A 24,053-nucleotide genomic window follows, 5' to 3' on the forward strand; every position below is an offset into this window, starting at 1 on the left:
GTTATACAGGGAGCAAATTTCCCTCAAAACTTTTAGCAAATACTACAGATATTTACCATTCAGGAGGCCTTTATGGGCTATAAAATAGAAATTATTAATCAACGCTATGATGCACATATCGCAGAAATAATCAAAAAAGTTGGTGCGGAGTTTGGTGCTGTAGGCGAGGGCTATGGGCCCTCTGATGATGAAGTTCAAGCAATGAGCGTACATTATCAAGATAATAAAAAGAGTCGTTATTTAGTCGCGATATTAGATGGAGAGGTTGTTGGTGGGGTTGGTATTGCCCCGTTTAATGGCGAAGTGGAGGTGTGTGAATTACGCAAATTATTTCTGCTACCACAATGTCGCGGTTTAGGTATTGGCAAACAGCTAGTCTTGCAGTGTTTACAATATGCCAAAGACAAAAACTTTAAGCGTTGCTATTTAGATACTCTTAGTTGTATGGGAGCTGCTATTTCTTTATATGAAAAATTGGGTTTTGAACATTTAGCTGCACCCTTAAGTGGCACGACTCATGGAGCTTGCGATATCTGGATGCTCAAAACGTTATAAGTTTCAACAAGAATGGTTGAATTGTGGATAACCCCTATATGCAGTTACCGTCAATAAATGAAAATGTACCTCGTATTTTGCATCAGCAAAATTTGCATGGTCATACTTTAGTTGTGAAAGAATCAGAACCATATCGTTGGTTTGAATATGCAGGAAGTTCAATTCAAGCAATATTAAATAAAAACTTGCCTGCTCAAATCGTCTCCCCGGTTGCGCAAACACTTTTAATTTTTTTAGGAGTTAATCAACATTCACAAAAGGTATTAAACTTAGGGCTTGGCGGTGGGGCTGTTGAACGAGCTTTATCAGTGCAACGCAATATACATCTTACTTCTATTGAAAAGTCACAAGCGATTATTGATGTTGCTAAACAATACTTTCAACTAGGTGATAACAGTAAGATCATCTGCCAACCTGCAGAGCACTTTATCAACAGCACGACAGAGCAATATGACACAGTGTTATGCGATATATTTATTGGTGAGAGTAATCCTGCCTTTTTATTTCAAGATACCTTTTACCGACAGCTATTAAGCATTAGTAGTTCAAAAGCTGTGCTGATTATTAATTTGCGCTTTGAAAGTGAGGAACAATTACTTAACTATATATTGATGTTGAGAAGTCATTATGCACATATCGCATTATTAGAGTTTGAACATTTTTCAAATATTGTTTTGTTAGGCAGTGTTAATAAATTGCCTGACAAACAACAGTTACAAAAGCAACTTTACACGTACGAAAGTAGCGGTGCGCACTCTTTTGGAGCTATCCTTAATAAAATGCGATATATCCCTTAATAGGTCTAGTTAATTAACTTCAATACTGGTTGATGGAAACGTTATAGTATCGTTTTCCTTTTCATCACTGTCCGCAATAGACTCTAAGAACAAGATCCTAGTCAATGGCATAGTGAGGCCTTTGCCCTTGAGTTAAGTCTTTTTTCCTGCGCAAAATTTAGTACACATGCTTAATTCGATTGCTATTACTCAGTTTGCTATAAGATGGCGGTAAATCGGGTATGGGCATTAAAAAACAAGTGAGCTAGCGATACTAAAAACTTGATTTTTGTTTATTGAGTATCGCTTTTAAATTTAAGGTAATGATTACCAAATTAAATCGTCAGGGATTGCAAACTCAGCATAAGGATCATCGTCATCAAAGTCTTTTGCATCCGTTTTCTCATGCAGTGCCACTAATACAGATGCATCAATTTCAGCTAATTTTTCAGTGGCTTCTTTGTTAATCAGATAAAACTCTTCATTTAACACGCAAATTGCTAAGCGTCCGTTGATTAAGCTTTGTTGAGTAAGATCATTAATCGCGATACGTTTGACCTTGTTTTCAAAGGTAAAATGGTAATCTATCTCACCCTGATAATTTTTTTCACAATGCTGCGCAATCATTTGTATTAATTTACCATGTGCTGCTCGCTCATCAAGCGCTGCTTGTACCGCTCTATTTTTTTCTAAATCTTGTTGCTTTTGTTGTTCTTTTTTAGCGTCAATAGCACGTTGTTCATCGGATATCTCAATGCTACCTTTCTTCTTTTTTTGTTTAGCTTTACGACGTTTTTCAGTTTGTGCTTGTTTGGCTTTTTGTTTATTGATAAGCCCTGATTTCATGAGTTGTTCTTGTAGTGAGGCCATGCGTTACCTTTGCAAATAAAAAGAAAAAAACATTTTAACGACAAAGTGGAATGAAGGAAATTTTTTATTGTAAATAATCGACAAATACCGAAAAGGGATTAAGCTTAAATAATAGCTAAAAGTAGGGGAACTATATGAATAATCTAGAAGTTTCACATTACATGATTGGTAAAAGCCTGTCCTTTAAAAAAGAGATGTCAGTACAAACAGCTGTTGAAATACTATTAAAAAATGAGCAACTTGGTGGTCCGGTAATAGATGAGTCTGGCCGTGTTATTGGTTGGTTATCAGAGCAGGACTGTTTAGCTAAGATGCTAGAGGCAAGTTATTATTGCGAGCTTGCTGCTTTAGTCGAAGATATTATGGTTTCTCCGGTGGTCACGGTAAAAAAAGAGATGAGTATTGTTGATCTTGCACAAATGATGCTTAAGACTGCACCTAAAATTTATCCGGTGGTGGATAGTGGAGATCACTATATTGGCCTTATTTCACGTAAAAAGGTGTTAGCTGCAATGACAAAGCAGGTTAAGCTTTGTTAATTTGTTTGAATACTAATGGGTTGTTTGTCCCAACAACCCGGTTTTAACAACGCATTTTTTGTTTGCAATAATTTATTTATAAATTCTGTACGGCTTATTGTAGTCACTCCTAGGCGCTGTAAATGGTCTGTTTGCATCTGACAATCAATTATTTTTCCATTGAAGGCTTTAAAATGTTGATTGAGTGCGATAAATGCGAGTTTAGAACTGTTATCTTTTTGACTAAACATTGATTCACCACAGAATGTTTGACCAATACAAACCCCATATAAGCCACCAACGAGTATGCCAGAGCACCACACTTCGATAGAGTGCGCGTGACCAAATTTATGCAGACTAATATAAGCCTCAATCATCTCATCTAAAATCCAAGTTTCTGACTGCGTAGCACGTGGTAGTGCACATGCTCGAATCACTTTTTCAAAGCAATGATTAACTGTAATTGTCATAGACTGTTTGTTAATGAAACGTTTCATACTGCGACTAATATGTACATCACCTGCTTTCATTGTTGCCCGTTCACTTGGGCTCCACCACAACAATGGTTCACCAGCACTAAACCATGGAAATATACCGCTACGATAAGCATTAACAATACGATCTGTACTTAAATCGCCCCCCATCGCAAGCAACCCATCAGGATCTTTAAGTGCTTTATCGACAGGTGGAAAGAACTGTACATCATCGCTTAGTTGGGGCAGGTATATGGTCATTATTTTACTCTACAAACAAAAAAGCCAGTGTAAACACTGGCTTAGAATATTGAAATAATATATTTATTATTTTTTAGTTTTACTTACAACGCTCATCAACATGATCGAAGGCTAAGCCAACTTCACCGGTGTATAACTGACGAGGACGACCAATTTTTTGACCTGGTTGATCTAACATCTCTTTCCAATGTGAAATCCAACCAATAGTACGTGATACAGCAAAGATAACGGTAAACATAGTACGTGGGATACCCATCGCACGCAGTACAATACCTGAATAGAAATCTACGTTAGGGTAAAGTTTTTTCTCAACAAAGTATGGGTCTTCAAGCGCGATGCGTTCAAGCTCCATGGCAACATCAAGCAGTGGATCGTTAACCTTAAGATCATTCAATACTTCATGACATGTCTTACGCATAACTGTAGCACGCGGATCATGGTTTTTATAAACACGATGACCAAAGCCCATTAAGCGGAATGGGTCATTCTTATCTTTTGCTTTCGCAATGTACTCAGGAATACGATCTACTGAACCAATCTCCTCTAACATTTCAAGACAAGCTTCGTTAGCACCGCCGTGAGCAGGTCCCCACAAAGAAGCGATACCGGCAGCAATACATGCAAATGGATTTGCACCAGACGAACCTGCTAAGCGTACTGTTGACGTTGATGCGTTTTGCTCATGGTCTGCGTGTAAAATTAAGATTTTATCCATCGCGCTTTCAAGTACAGGATTCACGACATACTCTTCACAAGGAACGGCAAACATCATTTTTAAGAAGTTACCTGCATATGATAATGAGTTATCAGGGTAGATAAATGGTTGTCCATGAGAGTATTTGTAACTCATTGCTGCTAGTGTTGGCATTTTTGAAATTAAACGAAACGCTGCAATTTCACGGTGTTTGCTATTAGTGATATCTAAAGAATCATGATAGAAAGAAGATAAAGCACCAACTACACCGACCATAATGGCCATTGGGTGTGAATCACGACGGAAACCTTTGTAAAATTGAACTAGCTGTTCATGCAACATTGTATGCGTCAATACCACACGATGAAATTCATCAAATTGCGCTTTATTAGGCAACTCACCGTTAAGCAACAAGTAACAAACTTCAAGATAATCAGATTTGTCAGCAAGCTGGTCAATCGGAAAACCACGATGCTCTAAAATTCCTTTATCACCATCAATAAAAGTAATTGATGACTCGCAAGATGCTGTTGCTAGAAAACCTGGGTCGTATGTAAAATAACCAGTCTTGCCTAATGTGCGAATGTCAATAACATCATTACCAGCAGATCCTTTAAGGATAGGTAGCTCAACTGGCTCTTGTCCTGGTAATTGAAGTATTGCTTTTTGATCTGACATTTTATGCTCCCTTAGCTTTTTTTTATATTGCTCAAATTTCAGTGGACACATTTTTACAGGCTAAAAACTACCTTGTCAATTTTAACATCTTAACAATGAGACATCTGTAAATCGTGAAATTAATAACGGCGATTTAATCGGCAAATCTATCCGGTTAAATAATCTTGTAGTATTGATAAACCCTTAATAAATAGAAGGGAAGCGGGATTTTAAAAGAAGCGAAAGTTCTGAGCCGACCATCACAAATTTGAGGTGATTTTTACCTACTACATCACAAAAAAAAGGCATAACCCTGTCACAACACTTTAACAATATGCTAACAATGGCCTCTGTTAACAAACCCTTCGTTTTAGCCAAGTAAAAAGAGACTAATTGTGCGCAAAGAGAGACCTAAAAATTTAGACCTAGCCACGGTCAAGTTTCCTATCACGGCAACAGCTTCAATACTGCACCGTGTTTCAGGAATAATCGTTTTTATTGCTTTAGCAATATTCCTTACCCTATTAAATTGTTCATTATCTGGCCCGCAAGATTTTATGCGTGTTGCTGGTTATTTTGATAATATTTTGATTGAATTTGTCATGTGGGGCTCACTAACAGGGCTTGCATACCATGCTGTTTTTGGTGTACGCCATATGATTCAAGATTTAGGCTTTTGGGAAGAGATGGATAGCGCTTCATTAAGTGCTAAAGTCGGATTTATTGTGACAGCTGTATTGTCTGTATTAGCGGGGATTTTAGTATGGTAAAGGTAGCTGGTACTTTTGGGCGAAGCGGTGCTCATGATTATATTTTATTACGTGCAAGTGCGCTTGTGTTGCTTGCATTCATTTTGTACCTTGTTGGTTTTGTTGCATTTAATGATATCAACTATCTGTCGTGGACAAATTTCTTTTCATTAACCTTTACCAAAGTACTGACTCTGTTTGCACTGGTTGCAATGTTAGTACACGCATGGATAGGCCTATGGCAAGTATTAACTGACTATGTTAAATGCACTAAATTACGTGGTGCATTGCAATTTCTTCTAACATCAGTGGCATTTATCTATGTTATTTCTGGTTTTGTAATTTTGTGGGGTGTTTAAGGTGACTTTACCTATTCGTGAATTTGATGCAATTGTAATCGGTGCAGGTGGCGCAGGTATGCGTGCTGCACTTTCTATTTCGCAAGAGGGAAAAAGCTGTGCGTTGATTTCAAAAGTTTTCCCAACGCGCTCTCATACCGTCTCGGCTCAAGGTGGTATTACCGTTGCTTTGGGTAACTCACATGCAGATAACTGGCAGTGGCATATGTATGACACAGTCAAAGGCTCTGATTATATTGGTGATCAGGATGCCATTGAGTTTATGTGTAATGAAGGCCCTGATGCTGTTCGTGAACTTGAGAATATGGGGTTACCATTTTCTCGTTTTGAAGATGGCTCAGTTTACCAACGTCCATTTGGTGGACAGTCTAAAGAGTTCGGTGGTGAACAAGCTGCACGTACAGCAGCTGCTGCCGACCGTACAGGTCATGCGTTATTACATACGCTTTACCAACAAAACGTGAAAAACAAAACCACTATTTTTTCGGAATGGTACGCACTTGATTTAGTAAAAAATGATGACGGCGATGTAGTAGGTTGTACTGCCATCGACATTGAAACAGGTGAAGTCGTAATGTTTAAGGCACAAGCTACCGTGCTAGCAACAGGTGGTGCTGGGCGTATTTACGCATCAACAACAAATGCACACATTAATACTGGTGACGGTGTGGGCATGGCACTTCGTGCAGGCGTACCGGTACAAGATATGGAAATGTGGCAGTTCCACCCAACGGGTATTGCAGGAGCAGGTACATTAGTAACAGAAGGTTGTCGTGGCGAAGGTGGTTACCTTTTAAATAAAGATGGCGAACGCTTTATGGAACGTTACGCACCGAATGCTAAAGATTTAGCAGGGCGTGATGTTGTTGCGCGTTCAATGATGATTGAAATTCGTGAAGGGCGTGGTTGTGAAGGTCCTTGGGGTACGCACATTAAACTAAAACTAGATCACCTAGGTGAAGAGGTTTTAGAGTCTAAACTACCAGGTATCTGTGAGCTTTCACGAACATTTGCACATGTTGATCCGGTTAAAGAGGCGATTCCAGTTATTCCAACTTGTCATTACATGATGGGTGGGGTACCTGCTAATGTAGATGGGCAAGTATTACGCGTTGATGAAGACGGTAAAGATGTTGAAATTAAAGGTCTATTTGCAGTCGGTGAAATTGCCTGTGTATCCGTTCATGGTGCAAACCGTTTAGGTGGTAACTCACTGCTTGACTTAGTTGTCTTCGGTCGCGCAGCGGGTAAACACTTAGGTAATGTATTAACCAAAGAAAATACGGCTAAAGCACCAACTCAAGAGAATATCGATGCAGCATTAACACGTTTAAATCGTTGGGAAAAAGGCAATGGTACTGAGTGTCCTAACCAAATCCGTAAAGATTTACAACAATGCATGCAAAATAACTTCTCTGTATTCCGTGATGGTGAAGCAATGGCTGAAGGTTTAGCTGAGCTTAAAGTATTACGTGAGCGATTAAACAATGCCAAGTTAAGTGATAAGAGCACAGAGTTCAATACAGATCGTATCGAATGTTTAGAGTTAGACAATCTAATGGAAACAGCTTACGCAACCGCAATGGCTGCCAATTTCCGTACAGAAAGTCGTGGTGCACATAGTCGTTTTGACTTCCCTGATCGTGATGATGCGAATTGGTTACACCATAGTCTCTACAATCCATTGACAGAAGGTATGAGTAAACGTGACGTTAATATGGCGCCAGTGCTTCGTGAAGCTTTCCCACCTAAAGCTCGTGTTTACTAGAAGGTTTTAAAGTTATGAATGTTAATTTTTCAGTATATCGTTACAACCCAGACGTTGATAATGCACCTTATATGCAAGACTTATCATTAGATGTGCCTGAAGGTTCAGATATGATGGTGTTAGACGCGCTGATTCAGCTAAAAGAAAAAGACAGTACATTATCGTTCCGTCGCTCATGCCGTGAAGGTGTTTGTGGTTCAGATGGTGTTAATATGAATGGTAAGAACGGCTTAGCTTGTGTAACGCCGTTATCTGATCTGCTTTCTAGTGGTAAGATTGTGATTCGTCCTTTACCGGGTTTACCAGTAGTTCGTGATCTAGTTATCGATATGACGCAATTTTATACCCAGTATGAAAAAATTAAGCCATATTTGATCACAGATGATCGCAAACCACCTGCAGGTGAATATAAACAGTCTCCTGAAGAGCGTGAACATTTAGATGGATTATATGAGTGTATTTTATGTGCTTGTTGTTCTACTTCTTGTCCTTCTTTCTGGTGGAATCCTGATAAATTTATCGGTCCTGCTGGGTTATTAGCTGCTTATCGTTTCTTAATCGATAGCCGTGATAGTGCAACAGAAGAACGTTTATCTGATTTAGACGATGCATTCAGTGTATTCCGTTGTCACGGGATCATGAACTGTGTCAGTGTTTGTCCTAAGGGATTAAACCCAACTAAAGCTATCGGCAAAATTAAATCGATGTTGCTCCAACGAGCAATATAATTATTTTTTACAATAAATAAAGTGGTTGTTCAGGCTAGATTTTTTTAACTAATTTCAGAGTGAAATTTAAGAAGTTAGTAATTTTAAAATGCCTGAATAATCGCAAGCATAAGGAATGTTAATGCCAATTAATGTGATGAAAGAATGGTTAGCCTCATCTCATCTTTCCGGGGCAAATTCTACCTATATCGAAGATCTGTATGAATCCTACCTAGAAGATCCTATCTCTGTTGATGCCAACTGGCGTGAAGTATTTGATGAATTACCAAAAGTAAATGAACTCCCTGAAGAAGCACATTCAGTTGTTCGCGAGCAGATGAAGCATGCGGCTAAAGCACCGAAATGTTTTACACCACCAACCGGTGCTGTTCATAATGATGCTAAGCAGGTAAAAGTTTTACAATTAATCGGCGCGTATCGTAATCGTGGGCATGAAGTTGCAGCCCTCGACCCACTTGGCTTAACGAAAAACGAAACCATTAAAGAGCTTGACCCTTTCTACCATGATTTAGAAGGTTCAGACTTGGATGCTAGTTTCAATGTTGGTTCATATGCAGCATCAAACGAGACCATGGTATTACGTGATCTTGTTGCTTCACTAAAGCGTACGTATTGTGGTTCGCTCGGTGCAGAGTATATGCATATTACTAATACTGAAGAGAAGCGTTGGTTACAAAACCGTATTGAGTCCTGTGAAAGTAAACCTTCATTCAGTGAAGAAGCTAAAGCGCGTTTCCTTGAAGAGCTAACTGCGGCTGAGGGACTTGAGCGTTACATTGGTTCAAAATTTCCTGGTGCAAAACGTTTCTCATTAGAGGGCGGTGACTCTTTTGTTCTAATGCTTAAAGAGCTGATTCGTCGTGCTGGCGAACAGGGGGCGAAAGAAGTGGTACTTGGAATGGCCCATCGTGGTCGTCTCAATGTTTTAGTTAATGTATTAGGTAAAAAACCTGCTGACCTATTTAATGAGTTTGCTGGAAAGCACTCAGCACATGAAGGTTCAAGTGATGTTAAATATCACCAAGGTTTTTCAAGTGACTTTAAAACACCTAAAGGTAACGTACATTTATCACTGGCATTTAACCCATCTCACTTAGAGATTGTTAACCCAGTGGTTTTGGGCTCTGTTCGCGCACGTCAAGAACGTCTAAACGGTATTGGTGAAAGCGTGTTACCAATTACAGTTCATGGTGATTCGGCTATCGCTGGACAAGGTGTAGTACAAGAAACATTTAATATGTCTCAAGCGCGAGCTTTCAAAGTTAGCGGTACGGTACGTATTGTTATCAATAACCAAATTGGTTTCACCACTTCAAACCCAGAAGATACTCGCTCTACTCGTTACTGTACTGATATTGCGAAAATGGTTCAGGCACCTATTTTCCACGTTAATGGTGACGATCCCGAAGCCGTTATTTTAGCTACCCAAATCGCTATAGATTTCCGTAATACTTTCAAGCGTGATGTTGTTATTGATTTGGTTTGTTACCGACGCCATGGCCATAATGAAGCGGATGAGCCTAATGCAACGCAACCGGTAATGTACCAAAAAATCAAAAAGCACAAAACACCACGTGAGCAATACGTTGAACAGCTTGAAGGTGAAGGCGTGATCAAAAAAGGGTTCGGCAAACAGCTTGTTTCTGAATACCGTGATGCGCTTGATAACGGCGAATGTGTCGTAAAAGAGTGGCAAGCAATGAAACACCACAGTGTTGATTGGACACCTTACCTAAAACATGACTGGGATACACCCTACGAATCACATTTCTCGCGAGAACGCTTAACGGAGTTGGGTGAATCTATCAGTCAATACCCTGAAGAGCATGTACAACATTCTCGTGTGAAGAAAATCTACAACGATCGTCAGTTAATGGCACGTGGTGAGAAACTGATTGATTGGGGTTTTGCTGAAAACTTAGCTTATGCAACCTTACTTGATACTAAATATAACATTCGTTTAGTAGGACAAGATTCAGGCCGTGGTACTTTCTTCCATCGTCATGCTGTACTTCATGAGCAAACTGAAGGTAATAAATATTTACCGCTGAAAAATATCTCTGATGATCAAGGTCACTTTGATGTTTACGATTCTGTTTTATCAGAATGTGCAGTACTTGCTTTTGAATATGGTTATTCTACCGCTGCACCTAAAGGCTTATGTATTTGGGAAGCACAGTTTGGCGACTTCGCAAATGGCGCACAGGTTGTGTTTGATCAGTTCTTATCGTCAGGTGAGCAGAAGTGGGGACGCATGTGTGGTTTAACAGTGATGTTACCTCATGGTTATGAAGGACAAGGCCCTGAGCATTCTTCAGCGCGTCTTGAGCGCTACTTGCAATTATGTGCTGAGCACAACATGCAAGTTTGTGTACCTTCTACACCTGCGCAGGTTTACCACATGTTACGTCGTCAAGTTGTGCGAGCAATGCGTCGTCCATTAATCGTGATGTCACCAAAATCATTATTACGTCATCCATTGGCTGTTTCTAGTATTGATGAATTGGCTAATGGCACATTCCAAAATGCCATTGATGAGATTGATGAAATCGATGCTAAAGCAGTTGATCGCGTTGTACTTTGTAGCGGTAAGGTATATTACGAATTACTGGAAAAACGTCGTAGTGAACAACTTAATAATGTTGCTATTGTACGTATTGAACAGTTATATCCTTTCCCAACCAACGAGTTAGATGATATTTTAGCGCAATATAGTAATGCTACTGAGGTCGTTTGGTGTCAAGAAGAACCTCAAAACCAAGGTGCTTGGTACTGTAGCCAACATCACTTTAGAGCTGTATTGCCAAACGATGCAAAATTACGTTATGCAGGTCGCGATGCCTCTGCTTCTACGGCAGTGGGATATATCTCGCTACACGTTAAGCAACAAAAAGCACTCGTTAATGACGCATTAGGTTTAGCTGAATAAGCCCAAATTAATTAAAAAGACTTTTACTGTAGGACACATATTATGATCGATATTTTAGTACCAGAATTACCAGAGTCAGTTGCTGATGCAACCGTTGCTACATGGCAAAAACAACCAGGCGATTTCGTTGAGCGTGACGAAGTATTAGTAGAAATTGAAACTGATAAAGTGGTATTAGAAGTACCTGCAACGGCTTCAGGTATTTTACAAGAGATTAAGGAAGATGAAGGTGCAACGGTACTTTCTAAGCAACTACTAGGTTACCTTAAAGAGGGCGATGCACCAGCAGAAACACCTTCTGATGTAGTCGTTGAAGAAGAAACTGGCGCTGCTGATGCAAGTCCTTCTGTACGTCGTTTGATGCTTGAAGAGGGCATTAGCGCATCTGATATTAAAGGTTCTGGTAAAGGCGGTATGATCACACGTGAAGATGTTGATAAATTCCGTGAATCTAAAAACAAAGCAGATACACCTGCGCAGGTTGATATCGTTGCTGCTGTTGCCGCTCGAAGTGACAAACGTGTTCCAATGACACGTTTACGTAAGCGTGTTGCTGAGCGTCTATTAGAAGCTAAAAACTCAACGGCAATGTTAACCACGTTTAACGAAGTGAACATGAAACCTATTATGGATCTACGTAAACAGTACCAAGAAGTTTTCGAGAAAAAACATGGTATCCGTTTAGGCTTTATGTCTTTTTATATTAAAGCGGTAACAGAAGCATTGAAACGTTACCCAGAAGTTAATGCCGCTATTGATGGTGATGATATCGTATATCATAACTTCTTCGATGTGAGCATCGCTGTATCAACACCACGTGGTCTGGTAACACCTGTTTTGCGTGACACCGATACACTAAGTGTTGCTGAAATCGAAAAAGGTATCCGTGAGTTAGCAATCAAAGGTCGCGATGGTAAATTAACCGTTGATGAAATGATGGGCGGTAACTTTACGGTAACTAACGGTGGTGTATTTGGTTCACTGCTTTCAACGCCTATCATTAACCCACCACAAGCGGCAATTTTAGGTATGCACAAGATTCAAGATCGCCCAATGGCGATTGATGGTGAAGTGAAAATTTTACCTATGATGTATCTTGCGCTTTCTTATGATCATCGTTTAATCGATGGTAAAGAATCGGTTGGTTTCTTAGTAACCATTAAAGAGTTATTAGAAGATCCAACTCGTCTACTGTTAGATATTTAGTTATCTCAAACAAAAAGCGTGAGCAATTATTGATTTATATCATTTTTTATTAGTAATCGTTTCACGCTTTAGTAGTATTACCTCACCTATTCGGCCACGTTAGTGGCTTTAGTTCAACTCAACATATGGATAAGAATCATGAATTTGCATGAATATCAGGCAAAGCAGCTGTTCACAGAATATGGCCTTCCTGTTCCACAAGGGATCGCATGTGATAGCGCAGAAGAAGCAGTAAATGCAGCATCTACATTAGGTGGTGACAAATGGGTTATTAAATGTCAGGTACATGCAGGCGGACGTGGTAAAGCGGGCGGTGTTGAACTTGTAAAAACAAAAGATGGTCTACGTGATTTTGCACATAAATGGTTAGGTAAAAACCTTGTTACTTACCAAACAGATGCTAACGGCCAACCAGTAAATAAACTATTAGTTGAAAGCTGTAGTGATATCGCTAATGAGCTTTACTTAGGCGCTGTTATCGACCGTGCTTCACAACGTGTTACTTTCATGGCATCAACAGAAGGTGGTGTTGAAATTGAGAAAGTTGCTGAAGAGACGCCTGAGTTAATTCACACTGCAATCATCGATCCATTAGTAGGCGCACAAGCTTACCAAGGTCGTGAGCTAGCATTCAAATTAGGACTATCTGGTAAACAGGTTGGTCAATTTACTAAAATCTTCCTAGGCCTTGCGTCTATTTTCGAAGATAAAGATTTAGCTTTATTAGAAATCAACCCATTAGTCGTGACTGCACAGGACGATTTAATCTGTCTTGATGGTAAAATTTCTATCGATTCAAATGCAATGTACCGTCAAAAAGAGCTTCATGCGATTAACGATACAACGCAAGATGACGAACGTGAAATGCACGCAGCACAATGGGAACTTAACTATGTAGCACTTGATGGTAACATCGGCTGTATGGTAAATGGTGCCGGTCTTGCGATGGGTACAATGGACATGGTTAACCTACATGGCGGTAACCCAGCTAACTTCCTAGATGTTGGTGGCGGTGCAACAAAAGAGCGCGTAACAGAAGCATTCAAAATCATTCTTTCTGACGATAAAGTAGAAGCTGTTCTAGTGAATATCTTCGGTGGTATCGTACGTTGTGATTTAATCGCTGATGGTGTTATCGGTGCGGTTGAAGAAGTAGGTGTTTCAGTTCCTGTTATCGTTCGTTTAGAAGGTAACAATGCAGATTTAGGTCGTAAGATCTTAGCTGAGTCAGGTCTTAATATTATTGCAGCAACATCATTAACTGATGCTGCTCAGCAGTCAGTGAAAGCGGTAGGTGGCAAATAATGAGTATTTTAATTAATAAAGACACTAAAGTAATTTGTCAGGGTTTCACTGGTGGTCAAGGTACTTTCCACTCAGAGCAAGCACTTGAGTACGGTACGCAAATGGTCGGCGGTGTTTCTCCTGGTAAAGGTGGTCAAACTCACCTTGGTTTACCAGTATTTAACACAGTACGTGATGCAGTACAAACAACTGGCGCAACAGCTTCAGTTATCTACGTACCAGCACCTTTCTGTAAAGATGCAATCCTAGAAGCGATTGATGCAGGCATTAAGCTAATCGTAACAATTACTGAAGGTATTCCAACGTTAGATCTTGTTGAAGTTAAAATCAAACTTGATCAAGAAGGCGTTGTAATGATCGGTCCTAACTGTCCCGGTGTTATTACACCTGACGAATGTAAAATCGGTATCATGCCGGGTCACATTCATAAGAAAGGTAAAGTTGGTATTGTTTCTCGCTCTGGTACATTAACCTATGAAGCGGTTAAACAAACGACAGATGAAGGTTTTGGTCAGTCTACTTGTGTTGGTATTGGTGGTGATCCAATCCCAGGTTCAAGCTTCATTGATATTCTTGCTCTTTTCCAAGAAGATCCTGAAACAGAAGCAATCGTAATGATTGGTGAAATCGGTGGTACTGCTGAAGAGGAAGCGGCTGCTTTCATCAAAGCAAATGTTACTAAACCTGTTGTTTCTTACATTGCTGGTGTTACTGCACCTGCTGGTAAGCGTATGGGTCATGCTGGCGCAATCATCGCTGGCGGTAAAGGTACTGCTGAAGACAAGTTCAAAGCACTAGAAGATGCTGGCGTGAAAACGACTAAGTCTCTTGCTGAAATTGGTAAAGCACTTCGTGAAGTGACTGGTTGGTAATAATTTAAGCTGTCAGTTTTAGCTGGTAGCTTTCAGTAAATTCCAATTTAAGCCTCGCTATATAGCGGGGCTTTTTTATACCAGCAAATAAAGTGTTGGGAGGGGACCTTGAATCAATTAATCGAACGTCAAATATGTTGTCCTTACTGTGCAGAACAAATCGAAGGATTATACCAAATCCACTAAATAACTGATCTATTTAACTGGTTAAAATAACTTATTTCCACGTTGTAAGTTTCGCAAAGGGAACAACCATTTACATCAACTTACGCCTTGAATTAAGCCATTTTCCCTGTGTTAAATTTAGATCACATACTTAATGGAATTGGTATTAATACCAAATCCACTAAATAACTGATCAATCTTACTGGTTAAAAGAAGCTATTTCAGCGTTAAAAATTTCGTAAAGGGAACAGGTATTTGCATCAATTTTCGCCTTGAACTAACTCCTTTTTCTGCGCAATATTTGATCACTTTATTAGCGAAATTGGTATTACTTGATTTAGCAGATATAGATCAACAGTACATTGAAGATTGCCAAGTTTGTTGCAAGCCAATTATTTTTGTACTGTCAGCGTCATTTAATGGTGAAATGCAGGTAAATGTATGCAGTGAAGATGATAGCTTTTAGTGTTGGAGTATATTAAACACCTGATCAGCTTAATCAGATGTTTAATGAGATGATGGAGTTAACCTCGGTAATAAGATTGAGCCACAAAAGGCATCTTACTGATTTTCATTGCTAATTTCTTGCCACGTACTTCGGCAAATACTTCTGTATCAAGTGAGCTAAGCGCAGTATCGACATATCCCATAGCCACAGGATTGCCAATAGAAGGCCCATAGGTGCCACTGGTTACAATACCTATTTCATTGTCTTGTGCATCAAAGAGTTTACAACCTTCGCGCACAGGGGCTTTAGTGACGCCAATCAGGCCAACGCGCTTGCGAGAAACTTGTTTGCTTTGTATCTGTTGTAAAATAATATCACTGCCCAGAAAACCACCCGCTCTTTTTCCGCCTGTCCGGCGAGCTGGGCTAATTGCCCATAATAAGCTGGCTTCAACGGGGGTAGTCGTAGTATCTAAGTCATGGCCATATAAACACAAGCCACACTCTAATCGTAATGAATCACGTGCGCCTAAGCCAATCCATTCAACCTCATCGTATGCAAGTAACGCTTTTGCCAGTGCCTCGGCCTGCGCGGATGGCACTGATATTTCATAGCCATCTTCACCTGTATAACCAGAGCGACTCACGTAACATTCAACACCTGCTAACTGTAATTTAAGGGCATCCATGAAAACCATATCGCTCACAGCGGGGTTAAGTTTACTTAAAATGGTTGCCGCCATCGGCCCTTGTAGTGCGAGTAATGCGCGATCGTTAATCACTTCGAGCTGAACATCATCAGGTAAATTGGCGCTAATATGTTTAATATCTTCTGTTTTACAAGCTGCATTCACCACCACTAACAGATGATCGCCAAAATTGGTGATCATCAAATCATCGCTAATACCACCTTGCTCATTGGTAAAAAACGCATAGCGCTGTTTGCCATTGGCAAGATCAATAATATCTACCGGCACCAAGGTTTCCATAAAGGTCGCTGCATTGTTACCAATTAAACGTAGTTGCCCCATATGAGAAACATCAAATAAACCCGCCGATGCTCTGCAGTGTAAATGCTCTTTTTTAACCCCTAACTTGTATTGTACTGGCATATGGTAGCCAGCAAAGGGCACCATCTTAGCATTCGCTTCAATATGTAAAGCATGTAGTGGGGTGGTTAATAGTGGCTCTGTCATTGTGTCTATACTCCATTAATAGGCGGTTTAATAAGGTGCATTTTGGTTTATTTAAGAGGCTGTCACCCACAGGATTAACGCATCGTCTTCACTGATAGAGATAAGCATATGACCCATGTTTGCATCGTAATATACTGAATCTCCCTCCTGTAAATGTACCGGCTCATAAAACTCAGAAAAGAAAGTGACCTCTCCGCTTAATACCAATAAAAACTCTTCGCCATCATGTCTAATCCAGCCTGTGTAATCATTGAAACTACGGGCTCTGACCTTGGATTTAAAAGGCATCATCTTTTTATTGGTTAATTGAACGGCTAATAATTCATGTTCGTAGGTCGATGTTGGGTGTGCCTTTCCCTCTTTGCTTCGTGTGATATCGCGTCGGCCCGTTGCTGTGACTTTTTTAGGCGCGGTGAACAGTTGCGGAATATCAATTTGTAAACCAGAAGTTAGTTTTTGTATCGCTTGATAGGTCGGAGATATCTGTTCATTTTCAATTTTAGACAGGGTTGAACGGGCAAGTCCTGTTTTTTGGCTAGCCTCTTCGAGCGTTAAGCCTAATGTTTTACGGATCTCTTTTAAGCGTTCACCGAGTTTCACCGGTGCAATTTTTTCACCGCTATTATCGCTTTCAAGTGTCATGGAGGGGTAAATATCCTGTTGCTGATTTTCCTGCATACACTTCCTTTATCCATTTAAGCAGTGCCGATGAAATTATTAATACATCATAAACGTCTCATCTAAAAAGGCATGGGCAATAAATGACCAATGTCACAATTCGTTAACAAAGTTTCCTTTTGGAAACTTCTGTTCAAGCAATAACCGATAATGTCCATATAATAGCCAAATAGTTAACAAAAATGTCGAACTTTTGCTGGCGGTAACAAGATTAAGAGAAATACGTTTAGTTGATATGAACGTTCTATTTTAGGAAATAAAAGTGTCATAAAGCACATCTAAAGTGTATTTCAACGACCTGTATTGCTCATTGTTAAATAAATGTTAGCGATATAGCGGAAGTTAAGCACTGGTAAAAATAAATCAAAACTCCCAATAATTTATAAAGGATGAAACATGGAAAGCACATTAAAATTTACAGAAACGCACGAATGGGCACTTGATAATGGCGATGGCACCATCACGATGGGTATTTCTAATCAAGCACAAGGATTTTTAGGTGATGTGGTATTTGTTGACCTGCCTGAAGTCGGTGATGAGGTTGAAGCGGGCGATACTTTTTCACTGGTGGAATCTGTAAAAGCTGCTTCTGATCTCTATGCGCCAGTATCAGGTGAAATTGTTGAGATAAACGATGAGCTAGAGGGAAGCCCTGAATTAATTAACGAGTCTCCCTATTCAGCGGGATGGATCGTAAAAATTAAAATGAGTGATGAAGCTGAGCTGAGCGATCTGTTATCTAATGATGATTATCAAGCGGCAAACGAAGAAGAGGAAGATTAACAGATTTTAATTAAGTCAGCTTATTTTGTTGTTTCAAAGCGTCTTAATGTTAAGGCGCTTAGCTAAAGTACTCCCAACCCCTTAGGAAATTCTATGACCGACGCTACGTTTCTTGATTTATTAAGTGATAAAAACGACTTTGCAACCCGACATAACGGCCCTGATCCTCTGCAACAGAAAAAAATGCTAGATGCCATTGGTGTCAGTAGCATTGAGCAATTGCTTGAGCAAACCGTCCCTGCTGCTATTCGTTTACCACAAAAAATGCAATTATCAGAAGCGTTAAGTGAATCGGATATGCTTGAATCGTTAAAAGCAATGGCAGAAAAAAACGTCATTAATCGAAGCTTTATCGGGCAAGGTTATTACAACACCTTTGTCCCTAATGTGGTGCTAAGAAATGTATTAGAAAATCCAGGCTGGTATACTGCTTACACCCCTTACCAACCTGAAATATCGCAGGGACGATTAGAATCGTTGCTCAACTATCAGCAGATGATCATGGATTTAACTGCCATGGAGATTGCGAATGCTTCTTTGCTTGATGAAGCAACGGCTGCAGCAGAAGCGATGACACTGTGTAAACGCGCCGGTAAAAATAAAAGTAATGCGTTTTTTGTCAGCGACCAGCTTCATCCACAAACGATTGATGTTATTCGTACTCGCGCTGAATATATCGGTTATGCAGTGATCACCGGCGCGATTGAAACATTACAAGAGCAGGATGTGTTTGGCGCAATTGTCCAATACCCAAGTACCACGGGCAACGTGCAAGACTTAACTGAGATTATTGCAAGCGCACAGGCGAAAAAAACGTTAGTCGTGGTTGCGGCTGACTTATTAAGTTTGACATTATTAAAAGCGCCGGGAGAGATGGGCGCAGATGTTGTCATTGGCAGTGCGCAACGGTTTGGTGTCCCCATGGGCTTTGGTGGACCGCATGCAGGTTTCATGGCAACGCGTGATAAGTTCAAACGTACAATGCCTGGGCGTGTGATTGGTGTGTCTAAAGATAGCAAAGGAAAACCTGCACTACGTATGGCGATGCAAACGCGCGAGCAACATATTCGCCGTGAAAAAGCGACCTCAAACATCTGTACGGCACAAGCATTATTAGCCAACATGGCCGCTTTTTATGGGTTATATCATGGTCCTGAAGGCTTGCGTAAAATTGGTCGTCGTGTGCACCATTTAACGGCTGTTTTAGCTGCTGGTTTACGTCAGCAAGGTATCGAACTTGAAAACGAACATTTCTTTGATACGTTAACCATTAATACCAAAGAGCACAGTAAAGCGATTTATCATCGTGCATTAGCAGAGGGAATGAACCTACGTAAATTTCCAACGCCGGATAACCTGCCTGTGCAACTAGGCATTAGCCTTGACGAAACAACTACGGCACAAGATGTGGAAGATCTGTTATTAGCTATCACCGGTGTTGCGTTAAAAGTAACGGACTTAACTGAGCAGATTGCAAGTGACGAATTTGCTGCTATTCCAGAAAGTTGTCGTCGTCAAAGTACCTATTTACAGCACCACGTTTTTAAAGCGCATCATAGTGAAACTCAGATGATGCGATACATGAAAAAACTAGAAAACAAAGATTACTCATTAACCCACGGTATGATCCCCCTTGGCAGTTGTACCATGAAGCTAAATGCGGCGGCTGAAATGTTACCAGTCACTTGGCCCGAGTTTGGGCAAATGCATCCCTTTGCACCCACAGAGCAAAGCTTTGGTTATCAAGCACTAGCTGAAAAATTATCAACCATGTTATGTGAAATTACTGGCTACGATGGTTTCTCACTGCAGCCTAATTCGGGTGCTCAGGGAGAATACGCTGGCTTGATTGCCATTCAACGTTATCATCAAAGCAATGGCCAAGGTCATCGTAACATCTGTTTGATCCCAAGCTCTGCTCACGGCACAAACCCTGCAACGGCCTCCATGGTTTCTATGAAAGTTGTCGTCGTCGGTTGTGATCAATTAGGCAATATTGACCATGATGATTTAAAACAAAAAATCGACAAACATCGTGAGAACCTATCGTGCATTATGATCACCTATCCTTCAACGCACGGCGTTTATGAAGAAGCGATCCAAGAGGTATGTGATTGGGTGCATGAAGCGGGCGGGCAAGTGTACCTTGATGGCGCCAACATGAATGCACAGGTGGGCTTAACCAGTCCAGGTTTTATCGGCTCAGATGTTTCACACCTTAATCTTCATAAAACCTTCTGTATTCCTCACGGTGGTGGCGGGCCGGGCATGGGACCAATCGGTGTTAAAGCGCATCTTATTCCATTTTTACCCGGGCACATTGAAGTGACAGAATCTGCGGATAACAAACACTACGCGGTATCCGCCGCTGAGTTAGGATCAGCCTCTATCCTGCCAATATCCTATGCTTATATCGCCATGATGGGGGAGCAGGGGTTAACGGCTTCAACACAATTAGCAATATTAAATGCCAACTATGTCATGGAGCGTCTACGTCCGCATTATCCTGTTTTATATATCGGTAAAGAGGGGCGTGTAGCACACGAATGTATTATCGACATCCGTCCGATTGAAGCAAGCTCAGGCATCTCAGGTGAAGATATTGCCAAACGTTTAATGGATTATGGTTTTCATGCACCGACCATGTCGTTCCCAGTTGCGGGCACGTTAATGATCGAGCCAACGGAATCCGAAGACCTTGGTGAGTTAGATAGATTCTGCGATGCAATGATCGCCATTCGCCAAGAGATACAGCAGGTTGAAGAGGGTACGTTTACCCTAGAAGATAACCCTCTCGTGAATGCACCTCACACGCAGGTTGATCTCATGGAAACTGAATGGTCGCACAGTTACACCCGTGAACTTGCTTGTTTCCCATCTACACACACAAAAGATGCAAAATACTGGCCTGCATCTAACCGTGTCGATAACGTGTTTGGCGACAGAAACTTGATCTGCTCTTGTCCAACTATGAAGACTTACTGTGAGGATTAAATGTAATTGATCATTACGATATTACTAACTCCTTTAACTGGTTATTATACCAGTTAAAGGCGACATTCTTATTTGAAGGATAAAAGACAACCATTTAATATTTCAACTTCTACACTTGTGTATGGAGATTTTTAGTGTTGAAACTTTGATAAACACAACACGTTTTTGATCAAGGTAGGCCGAATGTTGTTACGTCATTGAAAGTGAATTTCGTCAAACGGATACAAAATTATCTTTTAGTTTTGTATTGCGTACTGTTTGCCGTAGTTAAATAGAACCAGGATAAAACGTGTTGTGCTGAACCCGAACGACACATTTTTTGCAAACTAAACTCAAAAGATCAACTGATCCTAGCGAATAAAGGAAAAACATACAGGTAATCTACTCAGTTGATAATCCGAATTTTGTTGTAATACTCATAAGTTGGAGGATGAAGATATACCATTACATTTATTCACTAAAGGTGAAAAAACGACTCAACGTCTGTATCACGACATAAAGTAGAGTGTTTAATTTCATTAAAAAAAATTATGAGCTGCTCTCAAGCGAAGAGAAGTCTCATATAGGTACTTTAATAACCAACTGTTTTTACATACAGTGACTATGTTTTCCGTATTTCTACGCGAAACATATCTATTTGATGCCTTTCACGGGCGATTGGCAACTGATTTTATTGCATAAGTAATTGTTATAAAGTCTTCTATCTGTAGAATGTATATTCTGAAATTTAAAATACGGATTCCGCCTTTCTTCCATAAGTTAAGGTTTTTTCCGTCTAATAAGCTGTTATGTGATTCACTGTTAAGGAATAGAGTTTGAAAGTTGAATATCTAATTATTGTCGATTCAGGGACTTCTTTTTGTAAGACAAAGCAATCGTTTAAAAGTTTTCTTCAATCGGATTCTGATATTAAAATTAGTGGCCGAGATTTGTCATATAAAAAAGGTAAATTTAAATATGAGCTCCAAGATGGGGAAAATAGCGACAGTAGTCATAAATTCTTTCATATAAAACTATATTCAGATGAAAAAAATATTGAAAATTTTTCCGAGCTTTCTCGATCAATAAAAAGATTGTTACATATTAATCCAGCTAACAGTATTCAAACACTTTGGGATGATGTGAGCTTCTATTATTCTAACAAAAGCTACCCTATTGTTTATGAATTAGAAAACTTAATGCGTAAATTAATCACTAAGTTTATGTTAACAACAGTAGGTTTAGGGTGGACAAAAGAAACAATACCTGAAGAGCTAAAAAAATCTTCTAGAGCCACAAAAATAGACACAAATAATAATTATTTGTATGAAACAGATTTTATTCAACTTTCGAATTTCCTATTTGATGAATATCGAACTCTAGATATCAGTGCATTAATAAAAAAAATATCTGAGCTTACCGAAGATTCAGTTCAAGTTAGTGAAATAAGTGATTTTATACCCAAGTCGAATTGGGAAAGGTACTTTCAAGAAAGTGTAGATTGTGAAGGGGATTACCTAAAAAACCGCTGGGAAAAGCTATATAAATTAAGATGCAAAATTGCGCACAATAATGCGTTTGGTAAATCTGATTTTGAGCAAACAAGTAAACTAGCATCAGAAGTGAAAACAAAGCTAGATGCAGCAATTCAAGCTCTTGATACTATTCATATGACAGAAGAGGATAGAGAGGATTTAGTTGAGTCAGTTGCAATGAATTCTAACGTTGCAATTGGAGCATTTATTCAAAAGTGGAAATTATTAGAAAGGCTTAGCATTGATCTGTTAACAAAGCATAAATTACTAAATGAACAGCTTTCTAAAAGAGAAAAGCTTCACTCTTATAAACATAGGGTTTTGTTGATAGAGAATAAACTGATTAATGCAACAGTATTCAATAAAATACAAGACTTAAATAAAGTTCGTAACGTGATTGTACATGAAAGAGAGCAATATTTTACCGAAACAGAAATTAAAGAATTCTCAAAAGAGCTAGATAAGGTGCTTGAAGTCATCAGTGACAAATGTTCCGAATAAAAATCACATAACAAGGCGCTTAAACGGAACTAAAACAGTGGGTTACGTTTCGCTTCGCTCCACATTATAACCCACTATTTTAGTCCGCTTAGCAAGGCGTTATCAGGCTTACTAAGTGTGTTTTTTGAATGTTGTAAGTTTGGTTGTATTTTGAAAATTGTTTTCATTTGAGGCTGTTTAACCTTGAATGTTTAAAGTGATTTTCAAAGTATTTAGTTTCGGTGTCAAACCTTGGTTTTCACTGGATTTTTAATAAGTGTGTAGTTTCACATTCGTTGTGCAACTTTCCATTTAATAGTGTTTTCGTAAACCATTTAGGTTTATGTAAAGCCGTGCTAACAAGGCATTTAAATGGAAAAATAACAGTTGGCCATCGCTCCGCGATTATAGCCAACCATTATTTTCCACTTAATGCGGCGTTATGTTGACAAGGTAACCACGTGAAAGTAATTGACCAAAAAACATGGAACTGGACTTTATATCAGCACAATGATGAATATATTTTGTCAGTTCTTTGTGGTTCTGTTGCTATGTATGGCAGAGAGGTGGTTTTAAGTCCAAATGAAATCTCTGAATACTTAGATCATGGGATTGATCAACTTGCTAAGAAAATTACCTATGAGCCAAGCAAGTATAAGTCTAGGCAGATTATTGGCTTTCATGATGATCCAGCTGTAAAAAACGCAAATGAAGAATGGCGAAATATTCATAAAAGTCAAACATAACAAGCGCTTTAAACGGAACAAAAACAGTTGGTTAGGTTCCGCTTCGCTCCACATTATAACCAACAATTTTTGTCCGCTTAAGCGGGCGTTATCAGGCTTACGTAAATAGCTTTTGGGTTGTTGTGAGTTTGGTCGTATTTGGAAGGGCAGTTTTCAATTGAATGTGTTTTGCTTTGTGGTTTTAAAGTAACATTCAAAGTGTTTCAGTTTCGGTGTCAAACCTTGGTTTTCACTGGCTTTTAATTAAGTGTTCAGTTTCCCATTCGTTGTGTAATTTTCCTTTTTTTAACGTCCCTAAAACCTGTTTTGGTTTGTGTGGTGGAGCGTCGG

21 protein-coding genes are annotated in these 24,053 nt (G+C 39.6%); 16 read left to right on the top strand and 5 right to left on the bottom strand.

Annotated features, from left to right (window positions below):
• Nucleotides 1-72 precede the first annotated feature (72 nt).
• Entirely contained in the window at nt 73-555 is a 483-nt protein-coding gene (locus CW745_RS15255) for a GNAT family N-acetyltransferase (RefSeq protein ID WP_101109561.1), read from the top strand.
• A 23-nt stretch (nt 556-578) separates the two neighbouring features.
• On the top strand, nt 579-1,352 hold the full coding sequence (locus CW745_RS15260; protein WP_101109562.1) for a hypothetical protein: 774 nt from the start codon (nt 579-581) through the stop codon (nt 1,350-1,352).
• A gap of 306 nt (nt 1,353-1,658) precedes the next feature.
• On the opposite strand, the gene CW745_RS15265 is transcribed toward CW745_RS15260, so the two are convergent.
• Nucleotides 1,659-2,201, bottom strand: coding sequence for a DUF2058 domain-containing protein (locus CW745_RS15265; protein WP_101109563.1), 543 nt, complete (start codon nt 2,199-2,201; stop codon nt 1,659-1,661).
• A gap of 134 nt (nt 2,202-2,335) precedes the next feature.
• Here CW745_RS15265 and CW745_RS15270 point away from each other — a divergent pair, with 134 nt between their 5' ends.
• The gene (locus tag CW745_RS15270; RefSeq protein WP_101109564.1) at nt 2,336-2,740 is read left to right on the top strand and encodes a CBS domain-containing protein; all 405 of its coding nucleotides are present in this window, start codon (nt 2,336-2,338) and stop codon (nt 2,738-2,740) included.
• Here the strand turns inward: CW745_RS15270 and aat are convergent.
• Both aat and gltA read right to left on the bottom strand, forming a co-directional pair.
• A complete protein-coding gene (gene aat, locus CW745_RS15275; protein ID WP_101109565.1) occupies nt 2,737-3,453 on the bottom strand; it encodes a leucyl/phenylalanyl-tRNA--protein transferase in 717 nt (238 codons plus the stop codon). The genes CW745_RS15270 and aat overlap by 4 nt on opposite strands.
• Nucleotides 3,454-3,532: 79 nt before the next feature.
• On the bottom strand, nt 3,533-4,825 hold the full coding sequence (gene gltA, locus CW745_RS15280) for a citrate synthase (RefSeq protein WP_101109566.1): 1,293 nt from the start codon (nt 4,823-4,825) through the stop codon (nt 3,533-3,535).
• Between the two features lie 374 nt (nt 4,826-5,199).
• On the opposite strand from gltA, the gene sdhC reads away from it, so the two are divergent.
• The 9 genes from sdhC (at nt 5,200) to CW745_RS15325 (ending at nt 15,351) form a co-directional block, all read left to right on the top strand.
• Entirely contained in the window at nt 5,200-5,574 is a 375-nt protein-coding gene (gene sdhC, locus CW745_RS15285; RefSeq protein ID WP_101109567.1) for a succinate dehydrogenase, cytochrome b556 subunit, read from the top strand.
• On the top strand, nt 5,568-5,912 hold the full coding sequence (sdhD, locus tag CW745_RS15290; RefSeq protein ID WP_101109568.1) for a succinate dehydrogenase, hydrophobic membrane anchor protein: 345 nt from the start codon (nt 5,568-5,570) through the stop codon (nt 5,910-5,912). Before sdhC ends, sdhD begins: the two co-directional genes overlap by 7 nt.
• A gap of 1 nt (nt 5,913) precedes the next feature.
• Nucleotides 5,914-7,680, top strand: a complete 1,767-nt coding sequence (gene sdhA, locus CW745_RS15295) for a succinate dehydrogenase flavoprotein subunit (protein ID WP_101109569.1) — start codon at nt 5,914-5,916, stop codon at nt 7,678-7,680.
• Between the two features lie 14 nt (nt 7,681-7,694).
• Nucleotides 7,695-8,408 carry a succinate dehydrogenase iron-sulfur subunit gene (locus CW745_RS15300; protein WP_101109570.1) on the top strand — a complete coding sequence of 238 codons (714 nt, stop codon included), beginning with the start codon at nt 7,695-7,697 and terminating at the stop codon, nt 8,406-8,408.
• A gap of 121 nt (nt 8,409-8,529) precedes the next feature.
• The gene (locus CW745_RS15305) at nt 8,530-11,337 is read left to right on the top strand and encodes a 2-oxoglutarate dehydrogenase E1 component (protein ID WP_101109571.1); all 2,808 of its coding nucleotides are present in this window, start codon (nt 8,530-8,532) and stop codon (nt 11,335-11,337) included.
• A gap of 42 nt (nt 11,338-11,379) precedes the next feature.
• Nucleotides 11,380-12,543, top strand: coding sequence for a 2-oxoglutarate dehydrogenase complex dihydrolipoyllysine-residue succinyltransferase (gene odhB, locus CW745_RS15310; protein ID WP_202973209.1), 1,164 nt, complete (start codon nt 11,380-11,382; stop codon nt 12,541-12,543).
• 138 nt (nt 12,544-12,681) lie between these two features.
• Complete coding sequence (sucC, locus tag CW745_RS15315; protein ID WP_101109573.1) at nt 12,682-13,848, top strand: ADP-forming succinate--CoA ligase subunit beta; 1,167 nt, start codon at nt 12,682-12,684, stop codon at nt 13,846-13,848.
• On the top strand, nt 13,848-14,720 hold the full coding sequence (sucD, locus tag CW745_RS15320) for a succinate--CoA ligase subunit alpha (RefSeq protein WP_101109574.1): 873 nt from the start codon (nt 13,848-13,850) through the stop codon (nt 14,718-14,720). Before sucC ends, sucD begins: the two co-directional genes overlap by 1 nt.
• Nucleotides 14,721-15,186: 466 nt before the next feature.
• On the top strand, nt 15,187-15,351 hold the full coding sequence (locus CW745_RS15325) for a CPXCG motif-containing cysteine-rich protein (protein ID WP_101109575.1): 165 nt from the start codon (nt 15,187-15,189) through the stop codon (nt 15,349-15,351).
• A gap of 58 nt (nt 15,352-15,409) precedes the next feature.
• Here the strand turns inward: CW745_RS15325 and gcvT are convergent, their stop codons facing one another.
• Nucleotides 15,410-16,528 (bottom strand): glycine cleavage system aminomethyltransferase GcvT, encoded by a 1,119-nt coding sequence (gene gcvT / locus CW745_RS15330; protein ID WP_101109576.1) that lies wholly within the window; start codon nt 16,526-16,528, stop codon nt 15,410-15,412.
• A gap of 51 nt (nt 16,529-16,579) precedes the next feature.
• The gene (locus CW745_RS15335) at nt 16,580-17,206 is read right to left on the bottom strand and encodes an XRE family transcriptional regulator (RefSeq protein ID WP_101109577.1); all 627 of its coding nucleotides are present in this window, start codon (nt 17,204-17,206) and stop codon (nt 16,580-16,582) included.
• A 396-nt stretch (nt 17,207-17,602) separates the two neighbouring features.
• Here CW745_RS15335 and gcvH point away from each other — a divergent pair, with 396 nt between their 5' ends.
• The 4 genes from gcvH to CW745_RS15355 all read left to right on the top strand — a co-directional run bounded on the left by gcvH (nt 17,603) and on the right by CW745_RS15355 (nt 23,723).
• Nucleotides 17,603-17,989: a glycine cleavage system protein GcvH gene (gene gcvH, locus CW745_RS15340; RefSeq protein WP_101109578.1), complete on the top strand. Its 387-nt coding sequence runs from the start codon at nt 17,603-17,605 to the stop codon at nt 17,987-17,989.
• Between the two features lie 93 nt (nt 17,990-18,082).
• Nucleotides 18,083-20,983, top strand: a complete 2,901-nt coding sequence (gene gcvP, locus CW745_RS15345) for an aminomethyl-transferring glycine dehydrogenase (RefSeq protein ID WP_101109579.1) — start codon at nt 18,083-18,085, stop codon at nt 20,981-20,983.
• 815 nt (nt 20,984-21,798) lie between these two features.
• Nucleotides 21,799-22,998, top strand: coding sequence for a HEPN domain-containing protein (locus CW745_RS15350; protein WP_101109580.1), 1,200 nt, complete (start codon nt 21,799-21,801; stop codon nt 22,996-22,998).
• A gap of 440 nt (nt 22,999-23,438) precedes the next feature.
• Nucleotides 23,439-23,723, top strand: a complete 285-nt coding sequence (locus tag CW745_RS15355) for a hypothetical protein (protein ID WP_101109581.1) — start codon at nt 23,439-23,441, stop codon at nt 23,721-23,723.
• Nucleotides 23,724-24,053 lie beyond the last annotated feature (330 nt).

The organism is Psychromonas sp. psych-6C06 (genome assembly GCF_002835465.1).
GTDB lineage: Bacteria > Pseudomonadota > Gammaproteobacteria > Enterobacterales > Psychromonadaceae > Psychromonas.

Bases quoted from the DNA above. Each gene is read 5' to 3' on its own strand.
- CW745_RS15255 (WP_101109561.1), top strand. From the start codon at position 73: ATGGGCTATAAAATAGAAATTATTAATCAACGCTATGATGCACATATC.
- CW745_RS15265 (WP_101109563.1), bottom strand. From the start codon at position 2,201: ATGGCCTCACTACAAGAACAACTCATGAAATCAGGGCTTATCAATAAA.
- CW745_RS15270 (WP_101109564.1), top strand. From the start codon at position 2,336: ATGAATAATCTAGAAGTTTCACATTACATGATTGGTAAAAGCCTGTCC.
- aat (WP_101109565.1), bottom strand. From the start codon at position 3,453: ATGACCATATACCTGCCCCAACTAAGCGATGATGTACAGTTCTTTCCA.
- gltA (WP_101109566.1), bottom strand. From the start codon at position 4,825: ATGTCAGATCAAAAAGCAATACTTCAATTACCAGGACAAGAGCCAGTT.
- sdhD (WP_101109568.1), top strand. From the start codon at position 5,568: ATGGTAAAGGTAGCTGGTACTTTTGGGCGAAGCGGTGCTCATGATTAT.
- CW745_RS15300 (WP_101109570.1), top strand. From the start codon at position 7,695: ATGAATGTTAATTTTTCAGTATATCGTTACAACCCAGACGTTGATAAT.
- CW745_RS15305 (WP_101109571.1), top strand. From the start codon at position 8,530: ATGCCAATTAATGTGATGAAAGAATGGTTAGCCTCATCTCATCTTTCC.
- odhB (WP_202973209.1), top strand. From the start codon at position 11,380: ATGATCGATATTTTAGTACCAGAATTACCAGAGTCAGTTGCTGATGCA.
- sucC (WP_101109573.1), top strand. From the start codon at position 12,682: ATGAATTTGCATGAATATCAGGCAAAGCAGCTGTTCACAGAATATGGC.
- sucD (WP_101109574.1), top strand. From the start codon at position 13,848: ATGAGTATTTTAATTAATAAAGACACTAAAGTAATTTGTCAGGGTTTC.
- gcvT (WP_101109576.1), bottom strand. From the start codon at position 16,528: ATGACAGAGCCACTATTAACCACCCCACTACATGCTTTACATATTGAA.
- CW745_RS15335 (WP_101109577.1), bottom strand. From the start codon at position 17,206: ATGCAGGAAAATCAGCAACAGGATATTTACCCCTCCATGACACTTGAA.
- gcvH (WP_101109578.1), top strand. From the start codon at position 17,603: ATGGAAAGCACATTAAAATTTACAGAAACGCACGAATGGGCACTTGAT.
- gcvP (WP_101109579.1), top strand. From the start codon at position 18,083: ATGACCGACGCTACGTTTCTTGATTTATTAAGTGATAAAAACGACTTT.